Here is a 20425-nt window from a genome sequence, read left to right on the forward strand (position 1 = left end):
GTTTTAAAAAGTACATCAAAGCGTCATGAACACCTCTTAAGATCATCGTATTGAAATTTTGCACGCGCTTTCAAAAAGTACGCCCGCATGCAGTTTTCTCTCTTTTACGGAGCCCGAGAATGAGTACCGAGGCGTTAACCCTCAATGACGTGACGATTGATCTCAGGCAGAAACGCATCCTGGAAAACATCCACCTTGATGTCGCGCCCGGGAGCTTTACCTGCCTGCTGGGCCCTTCCGGCTGCGGAAAAACGACGCTGCTGCGCGCCATTGCCGGTTTTACGCCCCTGAGCCGTGGCGATATTCGTTTGGGCAGGCGATCCATCACCCATCTGCCGCCTGAAAAGCGCCAGACCGCGATGGTGTTTCAGTCCTACGCGCTATGGCCGCATATGAGCGTGGGTGAAAACCTTGGCTACCCGCTGAAACTGCGCGGCGTCCCTCGTGAGGAGCGCGTCCGAAAAGTAGCCGCCATGCTGGAGCGCATGGAGCTTGGCGGTTTTGAAAGCCGTACGGTCACTCAACTCTCCGGCGGGCAGCGCCAGCGTATTGCTCTGGGGCGTGCGCTAATTATCGACCCACCTTTATTACTGCTTGATGAGCCACTTTCCAACCTGGACGCCGCGATTCGGCGCAGCCTGCGCAGCGAACTGCGTCGTCTGCAGAAGTCACTAGGCATCACCACCATCATGGTGACTCACGACCAGGAAGAAGCGCTCCAAATGGCCGACCAGATCGTCCTGATGCGCGGGGGCCATATCGTTCAGGTAGCGCCGCCCCAAACGCTTTACCACCAGCCGGCTGACTTGGCCGCCGCTCGCTTTTTGGGTGTGGATAACACCGTTACTCGGCAAACGTCAGACCCCGCGATGGCCTCTGCTGCCACCACATTTGGCTTTCGTACGCGCGACGCCTTGATCAACGCCCCCCAGCATCCTGCAATGCTGACGCGCAAAGGGCGGGTCACTGAGTGCGTTTATACCGGCGATGGCTATCAGGTATCGCTTTCCACCGAGCGGGCTGAGCTTTGTGCCACGTCGGCCACTCCTATTGCTCCGGGTACCTTTGCCGTTGTTCAGGTACCGCAATCGGCCCTGATCCCCTTTGGGCCGGATGATCGGCATCTGCCGCCACTTGATCGACAAGAGGATATTGCATGAAACCCTTCGCCCTTACGCTTAGCCTGATTGCCAGCGCCATGTCGGCACCTACCATGGCCGCCACAACGCTTAACGTGTTTACGGCAGGCGATGACAACATGGTCGAGTACATCAATGAGTTTCTCGCCCCACGCTTTGAAGCCATGCATCCGGATGTCAGCGTCCGTGCCATGGGCACCGGCCCCGGTGATGCGGGTAGTCAGGCTATTTACGAAACCCTAAGCGCTCAGCGTGATAAAGAGACGTGGGGAGTGGACGTTGCCGTTATCCACCAGCGCATGGCCGGGCAGATGGTAGAAGAAGGCCTGCTAAGCACCTATACCGATACGCTTGAAACCGGCGATTTGGTCAGCGCGGCTAGCGCGCGCAGTGCGCTGGGCGTCGATGTCGAAGGCTACGTGATGCCGATGTTTCAGAGCCAGATTGCCATCGCCTACAACCCGGCACTTTTAGAACAGCCACCGGAAAGCTACGCAGCGCTTGCCGACTGGGTTGAGGAGAACCCCGGCCAGTTTGGCTATAACGGCATTACCGGCGGTATGGCAGGCGTAGGCTTTGTCTTCGGCTGGATGTACGCCTTTACCGACATGGCCGACACGCTGCAAAACGGCCCTTGGGAAGAGGACGCCCCTGAGCGGTGGCCAACGGCGCTTGACCAACTGCGCACCTTTAACCAGCACGTCACTCTGACACCCGGCAATGCAGGCACCATGGATGCCATGAACCGCGGCGAAATCGCCATGGGGCCGGTGTGGATGGACATGTACTACACCTGGATGGCCGATGGTCGCCTCAACCCCGACTTCCGCCTGCTGCTGCTCGACCCCGGCATGCCCGGCCAGCCGATGTACTACGCGATCCCTGAGCGCGCAGAGCATGCTGAACTGGCGGCTGAGTTCATTGCCCTGGCAACGAGCCCTGAGGTACAGGCTGAAGGTATTGTCGGCACGTTTAACTGGTTCCCCGGCATTGACGCTGAACACGTTCGCAGTGAACTAAGTGATGAACAGTGGGCGCAGCTCTATGCCGACGTATCGCCAGAGACGCTTGCCGAGCGCGGCCGCTCCATGCCGCAAGCCGACTACTTCCGCGCCATTCTCGAAGCTTATGAAAGCCACGTCAGCCGCTAAACGCTGGATGATCAGGCGCTCGATGATGACGCTTTTATGATCACTACCTGGGGGCCTTCACGCCCCCTTCACTGTGGAAAGCGTTTATGACGACTTCGCCCTCCCCCACCTATTCCATGGCGATGCCTGGCAAGCGGTTCCCGCGAATAAGTCTGGGTATCTTGCTGGTTCTGCCTGCGCTAACCGCGATTACACTGCTCTATGCGCTACCCTTGTTACGCTCGCTGGTGACGGCTTTTCGTGACAACGATGGCGGCTGGACCACCGACCACCTCGTTCGCGCGTTTTCGCTGTATGGCCGCGACGTGTTGTTCTCTATCGGCGTCGTATCGGCAGCACTTGTGCTTATTGCCGTTATCTCCATTGCGATTGCAGGTTATCTGGTACTGGGCACCACGCCCTGGGCCGTTCGCTTTTTGCGCTGGCTCTACCGCTGGCCGCTGTTTATTCCGTTTGTAGTGAGCGGTCAGATTGCCCGCTCGTTTTTATCGACCAACGGCATGATGAACGGCGTCCTGATCGAAACAGGCCTGATGATGTCCGAGAGTGCGCAGAGCTTTCTGGATTGGCGAGGATTAGTGCTGACCTTTGCCTGGAAACAGATTCCGTTTGTGACGCTTCTGCTGGCCGGTGCCATGGCCGCGATTGACCGCAGCCATATCGAGGCTGCCCGCAATATGGGCGCCAGCCGCCTGCGCTGCCTTTTCGGTATTATCCTGCCTCAGGCAGCGCCCACACTCTGGGTCGGGCTGATTCTTTCGCTGGTGGCCATGCTTTCGGTCCTCTCGGTACCGATGATGCTGATTGCCGGCAACCCCACCATGATGACGTCAATGATGGCCCATCGAATCACTTACTACGGTGACTACGGCGTCGCCAATGCACTGGGGCTGTTCTCTTACGCCCTGACGGCGGTAACTGCTTGGATCTATTTGCGTTTGACACTGCGCCGTGAGGTGGCCTCATGAATATCACCCGCGTACTTTCGCCGATAGGGCTTGGCCTTTTACTGGGCGTGGTCGCCTTTATTGTTTTCGGGCCGCTGTTGAATCTTGCTCTTTGGGCCTTTGCCGAGCAGTGGTTCTACCCAAATCGACTGCCAACCGGCTGGGGCTTTTCCTTTTGGGAGCGCGTGTTTCGCCCGCGTGCAGGGGCCTGGACATCGCTTTTTAATACCGTACTGGTTGCCTTTTCCGCCGTCATACTTTCAATGGCGCTGGCCATTCCTGCAGGTTACGCCCTAGCGCGTCAGGCATTACCCGCGCGCAACGTAATTATGCTGCTGTTTTTACTGCCTCAGGCATTTCCCAATCTGCCGATTTTCGTCAATATCGCCGCCATTTTTTATCAGTGGGGGCTTAACGGCACGTTAATCGGCGTGGTGCTGGTGCACTCACTGCCGGGCCTGGTGTATGCCGTGTGGATCGCAACCGCCGCGTTTTCTACCGTGGACCGTTCGCTGGAAGAAGCCGCCCGTAATCTGGGCGCCTCTCCGCTGCGTACGTTTATCGGCATCACCATGCCCCAGGCCCTGCCTGGCCTGCTTGCCGCGTCCATCTTCGTGTTTCTCGACAGTATTGATGAGTTCACCGGCACGTTTTTTGTCGGCGCGCCGGAAATCACCACGCTGCCGCTTTTGATGTTTAACGCCTCCATGGGCGGCAACTATCAGGTGGCGGCCATTACTGCGCTGATTCTGCTGATCCCGTCGGTCGGCTTCATGCTGGTCATCGAGCGTTTTCTAAAAGCCGATGTCCTGTCACGCGTGGGCCGTTAACGGCCCGCGTCACGTTATCGAGTTCTTTACATGCTGATTGCCCATTTATCTGACCTTCATGTGTTTACTACGCAGTCTGAAACCGGCGAGTCCCGTGCGGATATCGCCCACGCGGTTGAGCGTATCGTGAGCGACCTGGTATCGCTTAGCCCACTGCCCGATCTTGTTGTGATCAGTGGTGACCTGGCCGACGGCGGGACCGAAGACGACTACCAGCTGATTCGCCGCTTACTGGCGCCACTGGCAATGCCCATTCTGGCTGTGCCGGGCAACCACGACCGGCGTGAAGCCATGCATGCAGTACTGGGTGACCGACTTTCGGGCTTGCAGCCAGGGAAATTTCTGCACTCCCGTGTGGAGGCAGACGGTGTCACGTTACTGGGCCTGGATTCAATTATTGTTGGCAAACCCCAGGGCGCGCTATGCAGCGAACGCTTGGATTGGCTGGAAAATCAGCTTGGCTACACCCAGCCTCTAACGTTTCTGGTGATGCATCACCCACCCTTTATGACGGGCAATCCTCACTGGGATGACTACAGCCTGATTGAGGGCCGAGAGCGCTTTGAAGCTATTATCAGCGCGTCTCCCAAACGCATTCTATGCGGACATATTCATCAGCCTTTCCACACTCTGTGGGGGCAACACTACAGCGCCATTGCGGGCAGCCCTGCGTTTCAATACAACCTGGTGCCAGGCAGTCAGGCGAAGCCGACACTCGGCAATGTGCCTTACAGCTATCCGCTACATGACTGCCAACCAGATGGCAGCGTTCTGGTTCACCTGCGCCATATAACTTAAAAGCCAGCACCGAAGGGTGCTGGCTTTCAAAGCGTGCGGGCCTTTGATTGGCCCGCCATCAGGGTTTAAGCGTGCGCTTAGCGCCAGGGCAGGCCACCGGGGCCACCCATACCGCCGCCACCCATGCCGCCCATTCCACCAGGGCCGCCGGGACCACCGCCGCCCATCATGCCGGACATGCCGCGCATCATTTTCTGCATGCCGCCTTTCTTGCCCGCTTTCTTCATCATCTTCTGCATCTGCTTATGCTGCTTGAGCAGACGGTTCAGATCCGGCACTTGCAGGCCGGCACCCGCCGCGATCCGGCGCTTGCGCGACCCGTTGATCAGATCCGGCGTGCGACGCTCTTTGGGGGTCATGGAGTTGATCAGCGCTTCAAGCTTGCCAAGCTCCTTTTCAGGGCCAGGGCCTTGGGCCATTTCCGCCATTTGCCCCATGCCGGGCAGTTTGCCCAGAAGGCCACCCATACCACCCATCTTTTTGAGCTGCTGGAGCTGGTCACGGAAGTCTTCCAGATCAAAGCCATCGCCTTTTTTGACCTTGCTGGCAAGCTTGGCGGCTTTGTCTTTATCGACCGTGCGCTCGGCTTCCTCGATCAGCGACAGCATGTCGCCCATACCAAGGATGCGTGATGCAACACGATCCGGGTGGAAAGGCTCCAGGGCGTCGACTTTCTCGCCCACACCCATAAACTTGATGGGTTTGCCGGTAATATGGCGCACGGACAGCGCCGCACCACCACGCGCATCACCGTCGGCCTTGGTCAAGATAACCCCGGTCAGCGGCAGCGCATCGTGGAACGCTTTTGCAGTATTAACCGCATCCTGGCCGGTCATCGCATCGACGACAAACAGCGTCTCTTGCGGTGAGATCGCCTTATGCAGCGCCTGGATCTCCGCCATCATGGCTTCATCGATCGCCAAGCGACCGGCGGTATCTACCAGCACCACATCGTGGAACTGGATTTTGGCGTGTTTGATCGCCGCTTCGGCAATATCAACCGGCTTCTGGTCCGAGCGCGAGGGGAAGAAGTCGACTTCAACCTCTTTGGCCAGCGTCTCCAACTGATCAATGGCCGCCGGACGATAGACGTCGGCCGAGACCACGAGAACCTTTTTCTTCTCGCGCTCGCGCAGGTAGCGGGCCAGCTTGGCAACGGAGGTGGTTTTACCCGCCCCCTGCAAACCGGCCATCAGCACGACCGCCGGAGAGCCTTTCAGGGTCAGGCCTTCATTGGCCTCGCCCATAATAGCTTCCAGCTCCTGCTGAACGATTTTGACGAACTGCTGGCCCGGTGACAGGCTTTTGGACACTTCCTGGCCAACCGCCCGCTCGCGCACACGCTCGATAAAGGCTTTGACGACCGGCAGCGCCACGTCAGCTTCGAGCAGCGCTTTGCGTACTTCGCGCAGGGTGTCTTTAATATTGTCGTCGGTCAGGCGTGCCTGACCTTTGATCGACTTCAACGTCTGGGAAAGACGCTCACTGAGATTCTGGAACATGGGGCCTCTCTGCCTCCGTCGCTGTCGCCGGGCGCCTACGGCCCTGGACTGATGTGCATGGATTATACGCGCTCATGCCTTGAGTCTCCATGGCTGTCCGCGCTGACTAACGATGGCTGTGCGATACGGTTTCGATTGGTTATAGTAGTCAGTACACTTTAGTTCGACTGTTTTTCACTGCAACGCGCGAAACGCGCGCACGGATAGCATCATGCAGGCGCTGCCTCTCGCCACGATCGCTTTTGTATTTTATGTCGCCGCTGCTATCTGGCAGGGCATGACTCTTTTTCGCCGCGTACCGCCCCGCCAGGGTATGGTGCGCCTTCTCGGTGCCTTGGGGCTACTGCTGCACATTCCGGTGGTCGTGCAGCTTGTGAATCAGGCGCCCGGTTTACTGCCGGGGTTCACCACCAGCGCGACGCTGTTCATGGCCGTCGCTGTTAACGTGCTGCTGATAGCCAGCCTTTTCAAGCCGGTCCTTAACGTCAGCATTGTTTTATTTCCGCTCGCCGGTGTCGCGCTGATTACCGCTACCTGGCTCCCCAGCCACGGCAGCCATGCGGGACTCACACCGGGCATCCTGCTACATGCCATTAGCTCGGCACTGGCCTTTGCCATGCTGGCCATTGCGGCAGTGCAGGCGATACTCGTAGGCCTGCAGAATCAGGCGCTGCGCCATCATCATATTCGCGGTATCGTGCAGTCACTTCCACCATTAACCACCATGGAACGCGTGCTGTTTGAGCTGGTGTGGGCAGGTATTTTGCTGCTTACCCTATCAATCATTAGCGGCTTTATTTTCCTGGATAATATTTTTGCCCAGCACTTATTACATAAAACCGTATTATCGTTGGGGGCGTGGATAATTTTTACCACGCTGCTTATTGGCCGCTATCGTTTTGGCTGGCGAGGCATGCGTGCGGTACGCTGGACGCTGGGTGGCTGCACGCTGTTGGTACTGGCCTACTTTGGCAGCAAGTTTGTACTTGAAATACTGCTTAATCGCTAGGCAGACCCAGGCGGCCATGGTTGTCTTGACACACCATCCCCTACCTTCTACAAATCGAGCCTAATACGTCATAAAGGAACTTTCGACTTGAGCGACGACTTCCCTCTGGGGTTACTGTTCGGCCTACTAGGCTTACTGATAGTACTGTCTGCCTTCTTCTCCAGCTCTGAAACCGGCATGATGTCGATCAACCGCTACCGCCTGAGCCATCAGGCCAACAGCGGTGACCGGCGCGCCAAACGGGTCATGCGCCTGCTTACCCGGCCTGACCGCCTTATCGGCGTTATTCTGATTGGCAACAACTTCGTCAATAACCTGGCGGCGTCCATTGCCACTATCATTGCCATCCATTTTTTTGGCGACGTCTCGGGCCCGGCGATTTCGACCGCGCTTTTAACCATTACCATTTTGATTTTTGCCGAAGTCACGCCCAAGACCTACGCGGCGATCAAGCCTGAGCGCATTGCCTACCCCACCTCAATGGCCTTGGAGCCGCTGTTAAAGCTGCTTTATCCATTGGTGTGGCTGGTCAATATCATCTCCAACGGCCTACTCCGGGTACTTGGCGTGAAAAGTGTGGAGAATGGCGGCGACAACTTAACCCGCGACGAGCTGCGTACGGTGGTGCACGAGGCAGGCACGCTGATTCCCTACCGCCACCGCGCCATGCTGTTGTCGATTCTGGATCTGGAGAACGTGACGGTAAACGACATCATGGTGCCGCGCCACGAAGTGTTGGGGATCGATCTAGACGACTCACTGGAAGATATTCTGACTCAGATTCGCACCAGCCAGCATACCCGCCTGCCGGTCTATAAAGGCGATATAAACAATATCATCGGCATGCTGCATTTACGCAATGCCGCACGCTTTTTATCGCGCAGCGAAGTCACCAAAGCGGCGATTGTGCAAGAAGCCCGTGAACCCTACTTTATTCCCGAATCCACTCCGCTCCATACCCAGCTGCTTAATTTTCAAAAGCAGAAACGCCGTATTGGCGTGGTGGTAGACGAGTATGGCGACGTCGAAGGGCTAGTCACCCTTGAAGATATTCTGGAAGAGATTGTGGGCGAGTTCACCACGGATGTGTCGGAGGATGAAGAGATTCATCAACAGGATGATGGCAGCCACGTGATTGAAGGCACGGCCAATATTCGTGAAATCAACAAGATGCTTGGCTGGCACTTGCCAACCGATGGCCCCAAGACGCTGAACGGACTGATTTTGGAACACTTGGAGGCGTTTCCAGAAGGCCCTGCCAGCCTACAGATTGGCAATACCCGCATGGAAATCCTGGAGATTCGCGACAACCTGATTACGTCGGCCCGCTGCTGGCAAAAAATTCGCCTACCTCGGCGCGGCGTATAGTCCTGAAAACGGTTGTTCTAAAAACGATAGCGTTTGAAATGGCCGGTTAGCGATGCGCAATATCTTTGTCAGCGGCTGCTTTAAGCGCCCTTACTCGCGCTTCCAGATAGCTGCGTAGCGCTACCTCATTGGCTTCCTGGGCATTAATTGGCGGCCCGAAATGCAGGCTGACCGGCGCCCGAAAACGGCTGGGCCACTTCTTAAGCGCCTTACCATTGTAGTGAGATGTCCACGACCCCCAAAGCCCGGCAAGCCCCGCTGGAATCACCGGTACGTTATCGCGCGCCAGAATGGTTTCCAGACCACGTCGAAAGGTATGGATTTCACCGTCGGGGGTTAACCGCCCTTCCGGAAACACCATGACCACTTCGCCACGATGCAGCGCCTGGCTGATTTCATCCAGTGTACGCCGCAAGGCGCCGGGGCTACGCCGTTCAGATTCGATGGGAATGGCGCCAACCAGCTGAAACCACCACTTGAGCCAGGGCGAATCGAAAATTGGCTGGTCCATGACGAACCGCAGTGGCCGAGGGCTGCCGCCGCCCAACACCAAAGCGTCCATAAAGCTGACGTGATTACACACGACGAGCGCACCGCCCTGTCTGGGCAGGTGATAGCGTCCGTGAACATGTAAACGGTAGCACAGGCGCATAGCCAGATATATCAGGCTACGTAATACCTGGCGAACACCGTTCATCCACCATCTCACGCTGCTGATCCCTGATGCCGGAGCCCTGCCAGTACGGTACTTACCAACTGATCAAGTAATTCATCCACTTTAAGCTGCTGCCCTTGCCAATAACCTAGTCGCTCATTCAAGCCTAGCTGTACAAGTCCGTGCACACTACCCCACAGCGTGCGTCCTAAACGACGCGCCTCTAAATCATCAAGCGTAGGCTGATACTTTTTAAGGGCGGACTCAACCTGGGTAAACAGCGCTTCAATCAAAGCGCCTTGGCGTTGATCAAGCTCACCCTCCTGGGCCAGGGGGTAATCAAACAAAAGCTGCCAGCGGTAACAGTCCTGCTCGGCGAAATGCCAGTACGCATGAGCAAGCGAACGCAGCCAAGGCTCGGGGGCGTCCTCGGCTAATGACGTAATGGTATGCTGCAGGCCTGCCAACGTTTCGACGTTGACGTTCTGCAGCAAGTTGTTAAAGCTGCCATACAGCTTGAGCAGCGTACTGGGTGCGCAGCCAACCTCTCTAGCCAGGGCACGCAGTGACAAACCATGGACTGGCTTTTCAGCCAACCACTCATCACAAACGTTCATGACCTGCGCATGGAGGGCATCGGGCGCATGCTGTCTAGGACGGGCCATGGCGATCTCTTCAGGTCAACGGCAAACAAATAAGAATGCCTCACCGCGCTTTAGCGTGAGCAAGGGGTAATATAGGATACCTTATATCGAACACTGTTTTCGACACTAAAACGTTACATTTAGTGCATTCTTATGCGTCTTTAGTTCTCCCATGACATGATTGTGCCGATTTTGCTTAAGGAGAAAGGCATGACGGGACGCCTACACGTGCAAAACTTAGCGCTTAAGCGCCTTTTGCCCTCGCTTAAGGCACCTTCAGCGCTTGTGGAATCACCCAATCTGGCGCCGCGCCAGCCGGTTTCGGCTATTCGTTTAGCGCAAGGTGAGTATCAGCTTGAGTCGCTTTTTTGGGGGCTTACGCCACCGTGGCTGACGGTGCTGGATCACGCTCCCCACTGCGCCAGGGCCGAGACCCTTAGCTCAAAGGCCATGTTTCATGAGGCTTTTCAGGCCAGGCGCTGCGTTATTCCGGTAAGCGGTTTTTATATCTGGAAAGCGCTGCCGCGAAGCAAGCAGCCCTATTTGGTCACTCACGTAACCCGCGCGCCCCTGCTGCTGGGGGCATTATGGTGTCGTTATCATACAACGCTTACCGCGTTTACCGACTCAACCGCGCTGATTAGCGTGCCCGCCAATGCGTGTCTTGCACCATTGAGCGACCGCCTGCCGGTGGTTATTCCGCCTCATGCTCTCGACACATGGCTTGACCCGGACAGCCCCCTCGACACCGTCAAAGAATTATTAATGCCAGCGCCTTTGGAACTGTTGGGCGCTTTTCCGGTATCAAAGCATGTTAATAATCCTGCCTATCAATCTGCGGTCTGCGCCCACCCCATAGGGCCAATGCTGCAGTGGGCCACCGCACAGGAGCCATAATGTTACAGCCGACGAGTATAGTCCCCGAACGCGTGTCCTATCCGCGTATTAGCTTGATTGTGATGCTAGGCGCTTTATGGTTCTCCCCTCATCTACTAGCGGCAAGCGATAATCCGGTCGATGAGGTGGTAACACCCACCACCAGCCCTTTTGATAGCCGCGACTACCGCGTATTAACCCTCGAGAATGGCCTAAACATACTGCTGGTAAGCGACCCGGAAGCCGACAAGGCCGCGGCCTCGATGAACGTCCGGGTGGGCAGCGCTCAGGACCCGGATGACCTGTTGGGGCTTGCCCACTTTCTTGAGCATATGTTGTTCTTGGGCACTGAGCCCTACCCCGCCTCGGATGCCTATCAGCGGTTTATTTCAGACCACGCGGGTTCGCACAACGCCTTTACCGCCCAGCAGGACACCAACTACTTTTTTGATATCGAGCCGTCAGCCCTCCCGGAAGCACTTGACCGGTTTAGCGAGTTTTTCTTATCGCCACTGTTTAATGCCGACCATCTGGCGAGCGAGCGCAATATTGTCCACTCGGAATACATGGCGCGTATTCGCGATGAGTCACGCCGTGAAAACGACGTGCTCAATCAGTTATTAAACCCTGACAACGCCACCACCAGCTTTGCAGTAGGCAGCCGTGAAACCCTCGCCAACCCGCCAGAAGGCGAGGCGACGCTGCGCGAGCGGGTGATGGATTTTTACCATCAGCACTACGATGCCAACGTCATGAATCTGGCCGTGGTCGCCCCACAGCCGTTGGATACTCTGGAGGATTGGGTGGCAGAGCGTTTTGCTGACATCCCCGACAACGATCTCAGCGTTCCGGCAATTGATGCGCCACTGGTAGATGCCTCCACTCTGCCGCGCTATATCGAACGACAATCGCTGCAGGATCGTCGCCAGCTGCGTTTTTACTTTCCGATCCCCGACCCTACCGATGAGTATCGCACCAAACCCACCCAGGTGATTTCCCACCTGCTGGGTGATGAGGGTGATGGCAGTCTTTTAGCCGTGCTGCGTGATGCAGGCTTGGCCGACGGCCTGTCGGCAGGCGTTGGCCGGGGCGATGGCGAGAATGCTTTATTTACCGTATCCATCAGCTTAACGCCTGCGGGGGCTGAGCGGCTGGATGATATTCAGGCAACGCTGTTTGCCGCCATTGAGAAGATCCGTACCGAGGGACTTGCCGACTGGCGCTACGCAGAGCAGCGCGATCTTAGCGAGCAGGCCTTTCGTTTTCAGCAGCACGGTGCGCCGCAACAGGAAGCCACTCGTCTTTCAATGAGCCTGTCCCGCTATCCGGTGGAAGACGTACAGTACGCCGCCTACCGAATGGATGCGCCGGACGCTGAACGCCAAGAGGTGTATCTAGACGCCTTAACGCCTGACAACATGCTGCGCTTTTATTCCGCACCTGACATTGAAAGCGACACCGTGTCGCCTTGGTTCAATACCCAGTGGCGGGAGCAGCAGCCTTCCCAGGCAGGCCAGGTACTGGGTGAACTGACACTCCCTGAGCCGAATCCGTTTATTGCCAGCGACCTGACGCTCCTAGAAGGTCAGGATGAGCGCCCCAGCATACTAATCGATACGCCCTCGTTTCACGCATGGCATATGCAGGATGCCCGGTTCAATACGCCAAGCGTTGAGTGGCGCCTGAGCCTGCAATACCCGGACGCCAGCTACTCACCTGAAGAAGTGGTGCTGACTCAACTGCTGGCGGGGTGGTTAAACGACAGCCTCAATGAGTCACTGTACCCGGCGTGGCTGGCGGGCCAAGCGTTTAGCGCCTACCCGCATGCGCGCGGCATGACGCTTTCGTTCTCAGGCTGGCGTGATGGCCAGACGCCGCTCATTGAGCAAGCCATTGATCAGCTTAAAACGGCCGAGATCAGCGACAGCACCTTTGAGCGCGTGCGCTATCAGCTGCAGCGGGAATGGCGCAATGCGCCCCAGTCATCACTTCCAGGCCAGGCCAGCCGCACGCTGGGTGAGGCGCTGCTAGCCCCTCAATGGTCGACTACCGAGCTTCTTGCCGCCAGCCAGCGCCTGGAACGCAGCCACCTGGAAAACTTCCGCAAGCGCTTTTTGGGCGGGCTTTATGTTGACGCCATGGCAGTCGGCAACCTGGATGCAGATCTGGCCCGCGAGCAGGCCGACATAATGCGTAACAAGCTACGCCCGCGCTTAACCCGTGACGATATTCCTAAGCTAACGCCACAGGCTGTCAGCGAGACGCCCAGCGTGCTTCGTCCCCACAGCACGCGTGAAGAGTCGTTGGTGTTGCGCTATTTACAGGCCCGCAACCAAACCGCCAAGGAGCAGGCAGTGACCAGCGTGATTGCGCAATGGCTGGAAACGCCCTTTTACCAGAAGCTGCGTACCGAGGAGCAGCTAGGCTATATCGTCAATGCCGGTTATTCGCCGCTGCTTGAGGCGCCGGGTATTGCGCTGCTCGTTCAATCGCCCGATGTGGACAGCGAAACCGTGGCTGAGCATATGGATACGTTTTTGGATAACGCCAGCCAACAGCTTGAACAGCTAGACGATGAGACACTCGCCCCTTACCGTCAGGCGGTTCATGACCGGCTCAAACAGCGCGATACCAGCCTGAGCGGCATGGCCAGCCGATACTGGCAGGCCACCGCGCTGGATGAAATCCGCTTTGATCGCCGCGAGGAGCTGGCCAATCTGGCACTTGAGGTAAGCCCTGCCGATATACAGGCTGCATGGCCTGAGCTGCTTAGCCGCCAGCTTGATGTACGCTTCAACCCAGGCGATACACCCAGCGACGTGACACCCTATCGTGAAGCGTTAACGCCGTTTAACAAACAAAGCCAGCCGTAAACCACATGACCCGCTCAGGCATCAAAGGCCTGAGCGGGCATCATCGCCTCGACGAACATTACCAGCTCCTCCAGCACCTGCCGCTCACGGTCGCTGAGCGTTTGCTGGTTATAGCGCTCAATTTCCCGGGCAAACGCTTTAAGCGTAAATCCTGAAATTGCCGGGTCGTTGATACGCATCCAGCGAAACGCTTCCCACTGCTCGCGCTCCTCACCTTCCAACGTATCGGGGTAGCTACGCGCCCGATAGCGGAACAGCATTTCTTCCAGGCGCGGATCCTGAAAGGCAAACCGCTGCCCGACTAAATCCCAGGGATCCATTTCGCGCACCCGCTCCATCTGCTGACGGTCAGCGGCGGAAAAGAAGCTGCCTGAATAGAGCATCAAGTCAGGGTCTTGAACCGGCTCATCAAAACCTGCTTTAAATACATCGGCGACTTTCTGCGTCACGCCCTGGGCGCTGCGCAGGGTTTTCCAGTGCTGGCGACAGGTAACAATATCCAAGCCCAGGCGCTCAACAATCGCGCCGTAAGCCCCCTTTTGCGGTCCATCAATATCTTTAAGCACGCTGGCAGGGAAGATAACCGGGCAACGATTGATATGGATGACTTTCAGCGGAATACGCGCCTCGCCTTCCGACAGATCCTGCTGGCTGACAAAAACGCGCTCGCGGATCTCTTCGGCGCTGAGTGTAAGAAGCTCACCAGGGTCAACGCTTAAATCGTAAACGATCATCCCATTGGGGTTGGTGGGATGTTCAGCCAACGGCATCACCAGGGCACTGCAGCCACGACTGGCCGGATAGCGGCGCGAGATATGCAGGAGCGGCTTGGCGTTAGGCAAATCTAGCTGTTGGGCAACCGCGCGCTTGCCACGCAGGCCAAGCAGGTAATCAAACAGCTTGGGATTACGCTCCTTGAGCAGTCGAGCCAGGGCAATGGTGGCCCGCACGTCGGCTACCGCGTCGTGGGCGCCTTCGTGGTCAATACCATTGGCTTTGGTCAAGTGCTCAAGCTTAAAGCTTGGCGCGCCATCTTCGCGCAGGGGCCACTCGATGCCGTCTGGGCGCAGTGCGTAAAACGCCCGCACGACATCAATCAAGTCCCAGCGGGAATTGCCGTTTTGCCACTCGCGAGCGTAAGGATCGATCAGGTTACGATAGAACAGATGGCGGGAGACTTCGTCATCAAAGCGCAGGCTGTTATAGCCCGCTACACAGGTGCCAGGCTCGCTCATATGGCGCTGCACTTCACTGGCGAACTGCGCTTCAGGCAGGCCGTGGCGCTGAGCTTTTTGCGGGGTAATACCGGTAATCAGGCAGGCAGCCGGATGCGGCAGATAGTCGTCTGCCGGTTTACAGTAAAGCTCGACCGGCTCGCCAATCTCGTTTAAGTCCGCGTCGGTACGCAGCGCAGCAAATTGGGCAGGGCGATCTCGGCGTGGATCGGCCCCGAACGTTTCATAGTCATGCCACAAAAAACTGGCAGGGGCGGCATTGGATGGCGCCATGAACAAGCACTCCGCAGGGCAGCAAAAACACCAAGCCTAGCACACCCTTTGCCTATTTCGCCCTAACTGCACTCACACGAACCTGCCACGCCCAGCCTTACTTACTCTCAGCTTTTAGGCAGCGTTACGTTCAGTTCAAGCACCGAGCAGTTATCTTCGCTATCCAGAGAAATCTGAATAGCGTTATCGTCTACATGCACATAGCGACGGATAACTTCCAGCAGTTCGCGCTCAAGCAACGGCATGTAGTCAGGCTGACCACGCTGGCTCCGCTGATGCGCCACGATGATTTGTAACCGTTCTTTGGCCACCGAGGCGGATTTCTTGCGCTCACGCTTCAAGAACTCCAGTAGTTTCATCGACGGTTACCTCCAAACATACGGCTGAGCAGGCTCTTACGCTGAACTTCATGAAAACGTAACGGAATCTCTTCACCCAGCAGACGCGATACCGTATCGCTATACGCCTGGCCTGCATCGCTTGATGCATCATGGGTGACCGGCACCCCTTGGTTAGAGGCACGAAGCACGGCTTCAGACTCAGGAATAAGGCCCAGCAGATGAACCGATAAAATTTCACGAATATCTTCAAGGGTAAGCATATCGCCCGTGGTCACGCGCTCGGGGTTGTAGCGGGTAACGAGCAGGTGCTCTTTAATCGGGTCGCCGCCCTGCTCAGCACGCCGGGTTTTTGATGCCAAAAGCCCCAGAATACGGTCAGAGTCACGCACCGACGAGACTTCCGGGTTGGTTACCACGATCGCTTCGTCGGCAAAATACATGGCAAGCTGCGCACCACGCTCAATACCGGCAGGCGAATCACAGATAATAAAATCAAACTCTTCTTTGAGTTTTTCCAGAATTTCCGCCACCCCTTCCTGGGTCAGCGCATCTTTGTCACGGGTTTGCGAGGCGGGCAGAATATGTAGATTTTCAACGCGCTTATCGCGGATCAGCGCCTGATTGAGGCCAGCTTCTCCCTGAATAACGTTCACCAGATCATATACCACCCGGCGCTCGCAGCCCATGATCAGATCAAGGTTACGCAGCCCCACATCAAAATCGATGACCACGGTTTTTTTACCGCGTAGGGCGAGTCCTGTGGAGATTGCCGCAGCGCTGGTAGTTTTGCCGACCCCCCCTTTACCTGAGGTCACAACAATAATTTTAGCCAAGATTTACTTCCTTCTTGAAGTCGTTCATCGCGAGCGCATGACGCAGAACGAATAACGGAAACGTCAATGTTATGTAGGATGCCATACTGTAACGGATAGGCAAGGCAGCGTCGCTAAGCATTAAGCATGGATACACCCCACACTCATGCCGTTAGCTGAGAGGCTTAATTTCAAGTTGTTCTTTTATAAAATGAACTTCTGTAGCGCAGCCTAAAAGCTGTGAATCAATATCTTCAAGACGTTTATAGTTTCCTGCCACAGAAATCAGCTCGGCTTCAAGTTCACGACAGTAAATGCCCGCCTGAGTATTACCGTGTATACCTGCCAAAGCTCGCCCGCGCAAAGCGCCGTAAACATGAATACTCCCTGCGGCCAATACCTCAGCGCCCGCGTTTACCGCACCAATGACGATTAAATCCCCGTCTGACGCGCTAACCTGTTGACCTGAGCGAACGGTACCGCGAAACAGGCGTGTGGCAGCGTTCGGCGCTTCCAGGCTTTCAACGTCAGGCTGCGTACTAGAAGCGACAGGCGCCACTTCCGGCGTACGGCTAACGCTCTCAAGCGATCTAGCCCGCCCCTCTTCTACCGGCGCAAACCAGCCAAGCCCCAAGGCCCAGGCTGATTGACGTACCGGCTCTGAACCGCCGCGTACGGCGACCGGCAAAAGCTTGTGGTCCCGACAAACGGCGCATATCCGCTCCAGAGCCAAGTGTGGTTCATCAAGCTTTTCCACGCTAAGCACAACCGGTGTATGCTGAAAGAATGCCGGAGATTGAGAGAGTTTACCGGCCAGCTGCCGCCGGATATGCTCAGGATCGGCGCTACTTAGCTCCATGACGGTCATCGGTAGCATGCCGCCTTTAAAGGTAAACGCCACGTTGGCACTATCGGCGTTGAGGCTCATAGCCGAACTCCATGTCATGTTCAGGTAAGATAAAGGTAGCGCAATTTGGCGCCTTTCGGTGTGAAGAATCAATTTCTATTACACCCTGGTAAGGCAAAGCTAAGCGACAGCGCCGGTGACTGCAACCGCCTGTTCAACAATGGCTGATTTTTTATGCCACGCACCTCTACGCAGGATGATCCATGTACGGACTGTTAAGACGCCTGTTTGCTCCTCGGTGGCAACACCCCGACCCCGAGGTACGTCGACAGGCCCTCGCACGCCTGGACCCGAACCAGACAGAGCAGCGAGAAGCGCTGCAAGCACTCGCTTACGATAGCGAAAGCGACATTCGCCTGGCAGCTCTGCTGGCACTGGATGACGTAAAAGGGTTGGCCGAAGCTTACCCCGATCACTGCCAGCAAGAGGCGTGGTTCAATGCGATGTACCAACGGCTCAGTGGCCTTGAAGGCAATACCGACCTTCACCAGCGCCAGGCGCTTGTCGAGCAGTTGGATGAACCGCGGCTGCTGAATGCGATTGCCCTGCAAGGGGATAACCTCAATCTCCGCCTGACAGCGCTTGCCCGGCTCACCGATGACAACGACCTTATTACCCAGGCGTGCCACAACGGCGTGGCCACGGTACGCCATCGCGCGGCCGAGCGCATTGAAGACGAAGAGAGCTTAAAGCGCCTGCTCAAAGAAGCTCGCCGTGACCGGCACGTCGTGCGCCTTGCCCGTGAAAAGCTCGGTCAGAAGCGTACCGATGCCGAGTGGCTTGCCCAACAGCAACAGCAGCGTGAACAGCTACTTCAACAGCTTGAGCAGCAGTCGCGTGCCCCGTGGGAGCCGCTTTACGGTGGCCGCCTGCGCCATTTGGAACGCGAATGGAAAGCCCTCACGCAACCACCCAGCGCCGAGCAGGAGCAGCGTTTTCATCACGCCATGCTGGGCTGTCGTAGAACGCTGCATGATCATGAAACCCAAGAGCAAGCCCGCCAGCAAAGCCTTGCCCGCCGAGACGAAGCGGAACGGACCCGCAATCAGCTTCTGGATGGGCTGGAGGAGACGCTTGAAGGCTTACACCATGCAACGGAAATCACCGAGCAGGATATCGACAGCCTGCGCGCCCAGCGGCAGCTGTTTAGCCAGCGCTGGCAAGCACTTTCCGATTTGCATACTTCCAGCGAGTCGGCCCGGCAGCGCTATACCCAGGCGATTGTTCAATACGAGCAGTGTCTGGACGCCTGGCAGCGTTGGCAGGATATCAGCGTCACGCTTGAACAGGCCCTGACGGATAACGACTACAGCGCCATGAAGCGCTTGTTAAAAGCGTGCGCCTGGCCCAAAACGCTTACGCCGCCGGCACTCATACAGCGCGCGCAGGCAACGCTTGCCACCGAGCCCCAAGAGACTGATGACAGCCATCAAGCGCCCGCTTCGTTAAGCACGTATGAAGCGGAACTCGATAGCTTTGAGCACTTGCTTGAGCGAGGAGCCTTTAAAAGCGCCAGCCAGCTTCATCAGCGCTTAAAGCCGCAAATTGACGGTTTGAAAACAGCCGATACCAAGCCGCTGAAAGCACGCCTGAAACAGCTGGGTGCGCGCCTGGCCGAACTACGCGATTGGCGCGGTTTTGTTGCTGGGCCAAAGCGTGAGCAGCTATGCGTCAGCATCGAAGCACTGGCTGATGACCAGCATATGGCTGAAGCCGCACTGGATCGCCACCACCGCCAGCTGGTAAAAGAGTGGAAGTCGCTGGGCGATGCTGCGGCTAACCGCGAACAGTCAACGCGCTTTCGCGCGGCGTCAGAGCGTATTCATGAGCGCCTGGGTCCGTGGCGCGACCAGCTCAGCCAGGAGCGTGAAGCAAACCTGATTGCCCGCGAGCAGCTATGCGAACAGCTTGAAACCCTGCTTGCTCAACCGGCCGAGAATGCCGACCCTGACGTGCTGCGTGAAATTCGTGATAAAGCGCGTCACCAATGGCGTCACTATTCACCGGTCCCCCGCGAGCGCTCTGAGGCGGTCGGCCAACGGTTTGGCAAGATTCGCCACCAACTTCAGACGCTGATTGACCAGCGGGCAGAGCAAATTGCCTCACAAAAACACGCGTTGATTGAAGAAGTGAAGGCTTTGCGCGGCGATGAGCAGCAACCCTTGGCTCAGCGCATTTCCCAAACCAAACAGCTACAGCAGCGCTGGCGCCAGCTGGGGCGGGCGCCCAAAGGCGCAGAGCAGGCGCTCTGGAAAGCCTTTAGACATGAATGCGATCAGCTTTTTGCTCAGCGCGATGCGCATAAAAGCGAGCAGGCTGCCCGCCAGCAACAGCAGCTTGATGCGATGCAAACGCTGATTGACCAAATGGATAGCTGGCAACCCACCACTGCCCGGGAAGCTAGCGTGCTGGAAGACTTCTTAAGCCAGGTCAACGAGCTTGAACCGCTGCCCAGAAACCGTCGCAGTGAAGGTATGCAGCGGCGTTTGAGTGGCATCGTGCGGGCTAAACGCGAGCGCTTAAGCCGCCTGGAAATTGCCGACACGGTTGAGCAGTGGCATCTGATCCTGCCGCTTGTCAATGCGCACCTGGCAGCCGACCAGCGCTACCTGGCCGGGGAAGCCGCAGAAACCGTCAACGCAACTGAGGTGATCAGTACGCCGCTCCCCGCTGCATTTATCGAGGCACACCACACCCGCAATCGTCAGCGCCATACAACACCCCTACCGTTATCGGCAGAAGATAAAGCGGCGCTGGCGGACTCGGTTTCCCGCCTGCGGGTACACCTTGCCTTATTAACCAGCGGCAGTGTCCGTCAGACCGATGAACCGTTGCGCCTGGCGATCCAGGTAGAGCGTTTAAATGAAGGGATTCGGCAAGAGCGCAGTCGCCCAGAAGAAATTATCGACGTGCTAGCGGCACTACTTGCGCTTGGGCCGATATCCGCAGAGCAGTGGGAAAGCGAAGTAAAGGAATTAAATAATTTACTCAGTGACTTGGCGAGAGTTCCACTTCCCTGACGCAAAGTAAGGTTTAGCAACAACGCAACGGGAGGCCATTGGCCT

The 20425-nt window shown here is 56.9% G+C and carries 17 protein-coding genes; 10 read left to right on the plus strand and 7 right to left on the minus strand.

From position 1 onward, the window contains the following. The first annotated feature begins 119 nt into the window (after positions 1-119). The 5 genes from D467_RS19315 (at position 120) to D467_RS0114870 (ending at position 4865) form a co-directional block, all read left to right on the plus strand. Entirely contained in the window at positions 120-1160 is a 1041-nt protein-coding gene (locus D467_RS19315; RefSeq protein ID WP_018918321.1) for an ABC transporter ATP-binding protein, read from the plus strand. After that, positions 1157-2290, plus strand: coding sequence for an extracellular solute-binding protein (locus D467_RS0114855; RefSeq protein ID WP_018918322.1), 1134 nt, complete (start codon positions 1157-1159; stop codon positions 2288-2290). Before D467_RS19315 ends, D467_RS0114855 begins: the two co-directional genes overlap by 4 nt. Positions 2291-2376: 86 nt before the next feature. Continuing rightward, positions 2377-3258, plus strand: a complete 882-nt coding sequence (locus D467_RS0114860) for an ABC transporter permease (protein ID WP_208596487.1) — start codon at positions 2377-2379, stop codon at positions 3256-3258. Next, positions 3255-4067 (plus strand): ABC transporter permease, encoded by an 813-nt coding sequence (locus tag D467_RS0114865; RefSeq protein WP_018918324.1) that lies wholly within the window; start codon positions 3255-3257, stop codon positions 4065-4067. Before D467_RS0114860 ends, D467_RS0114865 begins: the two co-directional genes overlap by 4 nt. A gap of 30 nt (positions 4068-4097) precedes the next feature. Then, positions 4098-4865 carry a metallophosphoesterase gene (locus D467_RS0114870; protein ID WP_018918325.1) on the plus strand — a complete coding sequence of 256 codons (768 nt, stop codon included), beginning with the start codon at positions 4098-4100 and terminating at the stop codon, positions 4863-4865. Between the two features lie 77 nt (positions 4866-4942). On the opposite strand, the gene ffh is transcribed toward D467_RS0114870, so the two are convergent. Next, positions 4943-6367, minus strand: a complete 1425-nt coding sequence (ffh, locus tag D467_RS0114875) for a signal recognition particle protein (protein ID WP_018918326.1) — start codon at positions 6365-6367, stop codon at positions 4943-4945. 211 nt (positions 6368-6578) lie between these two features. Between ffh and D467_RS0114880 the strand changes: the two genes are divergently transcribed. Both D467_RS0114880 and D467_RS0114885 read left to right on the plus strand, forming a co-directional pair. Further along, positions 6579-7376, plus strand: a complete 798-nt coding sequence (locus D467_RS0114880) for a cytochrome C assembly family protein (protein ID WP_018918327.1) — start codon at positions 6579-6581, stop codon at positions 7374-7376. An 87-nt stretch (positions 7377-7463) separates the two neighbouring features. Beyond that, complete coding sequence (locus D467_RS0114885) at positions 7464-8744, plus strand: HlyC/CorC family transporter (protein ID WP_018918328.1); 1281 nt, start codon at positions 7464-7466, stop codon at positions 8742-8744. 46 nt (positions 8745-8790) lie between these two features. On the opposite strand, the gene D467_RS0114890 is transcribed toward D467_RS0114885, so the two are convergent. Both D467_RS0114890 and D467_RS0114895 read right to left on the minus strand, forming a co-directional pair. Further along, a complete protein-coding gene (locus D467_RS0114890) occupies positions 8791-9441 on the minus strand; it encodes a 1-acyl-sn-glycerol-3-phosphate acyltransferase (protein ID WP_018918329.1) in 651 nt (216 codons plus the stop codon). Positions 9442-9449: 8 nt separating this feature from the next. Continuing rightward, positions 9450-10064, minus strand: a complete 615-nt coding sequence (locus D467_RS0114895) for a TetR/AcrR family transcriptional regulator (protein WP_018918330.1) — start codon at positions 10062-10064, stop codon at positions 9450-9452. Positions 10065-10253: 189 nt separating this feature from the next. On the opposite strand from D467_RS0114895, the gene D467_RS0114900 reads away from it, so the two are divergent. Both D467_RS0114900 and D467_RS0114905 read left to right on the plus strand, forming a co-directional pair. Next, complete coding sequence (locus D467_RS0114900) at positions 10254-10940, plus strand: SOS response-associated peptidase (protein ID WP_018918331.1); 687 nt, start codon at positions 10254-10256, stop codon at positions 10938-10940. Continuing rightward, positions 10940-13792, plus strand: coding sequence for an insulinase family protein (locus tag D467_RS0114905; protein WP_018918332.1), 2853 nt, complete (start codon positions 10940-10942; stop codon positions 13790-13792). The genes D467_RS0114900 and D467_RS0114905 overlap by 1 nt, the downstream gene beginning before the upstream one ends. Before the next feature lie 14 nt (positions 13793-13806). Here the strand turns inward: D467_RS0114905 and sbcB are convergent, their stop codons facing one another. The 4 genes from sbcB to minC form a co-directional block, all read right to left on the minus strand. Continuing rightward, positions 13807-15300: an exodeoxyribonuclease I gene (gene sbcB, locus D467_RS0114910; protein ID WP_018918333.1), complete on the minus strand. Its 1494-nt coding sequence runs from the start codon at positions 15298-15300 to the stop codon at positions 13807-13809. Between the two features lie 107 nt (positions 15301-15407). Then, entirely contained in the window at positions 15408-15659 is a 252-nt protein-coding gene (gene minE / locus D467_RS0114915) for a cell division topological specificity factor MinE (protein ID WP_018918334.1), read from the minus strand. After that, positions 15656-16474, minus strand: coding sequence for a septum site-determining protein MinD (gene minD / locus D467_RS0114920; protein ID WP_018918335.1), 819 nt, complete (start codon positions 16472-16474; stop codon positions 15656-15658). Before minD ends, minE begins: the two co-directional genes overlap by 4 nt. 151 nt (positions 16475-16625) lie before the next feature. Continuing rightward, positions 16626-17381 (minus strand): septum site-determining protein MinC, encoded by a 756-nt coding sequence (gene minC, locus D467_RS0114925; RefSeq protein WP_018918336.1) that lies wholly within the window; start codon positions 17379-17381, stop codon positions 16626-16628. A gap of 182 nt (positions 17382-17563) precedes the next feature. Here minC and D467_RS0114930 point away from each other — a divergent pair, with 182 nt between their 5' ends. After that, entirely contained in the window at positions 17564-20380 is a 2817-nt protein-coding gene (locus tag D467_RS0114930; protein ID WP_018918337.1) for a DUF349 domain-containing protein, read from the plus strand. Positions 20381-20425: the final 45 nt, after the last annotated feature.

The organism is Vreelandella zhanjiangensis DSM 21076, assembly GCF_000377665.1.
Classification (GTDB): Bacteria; Pseudomonadota; Gammaproteobacteria; order Pseudomonadales; family Halomonadaceae; genus Vreelandella; species Vreelandella zhanjiangensis.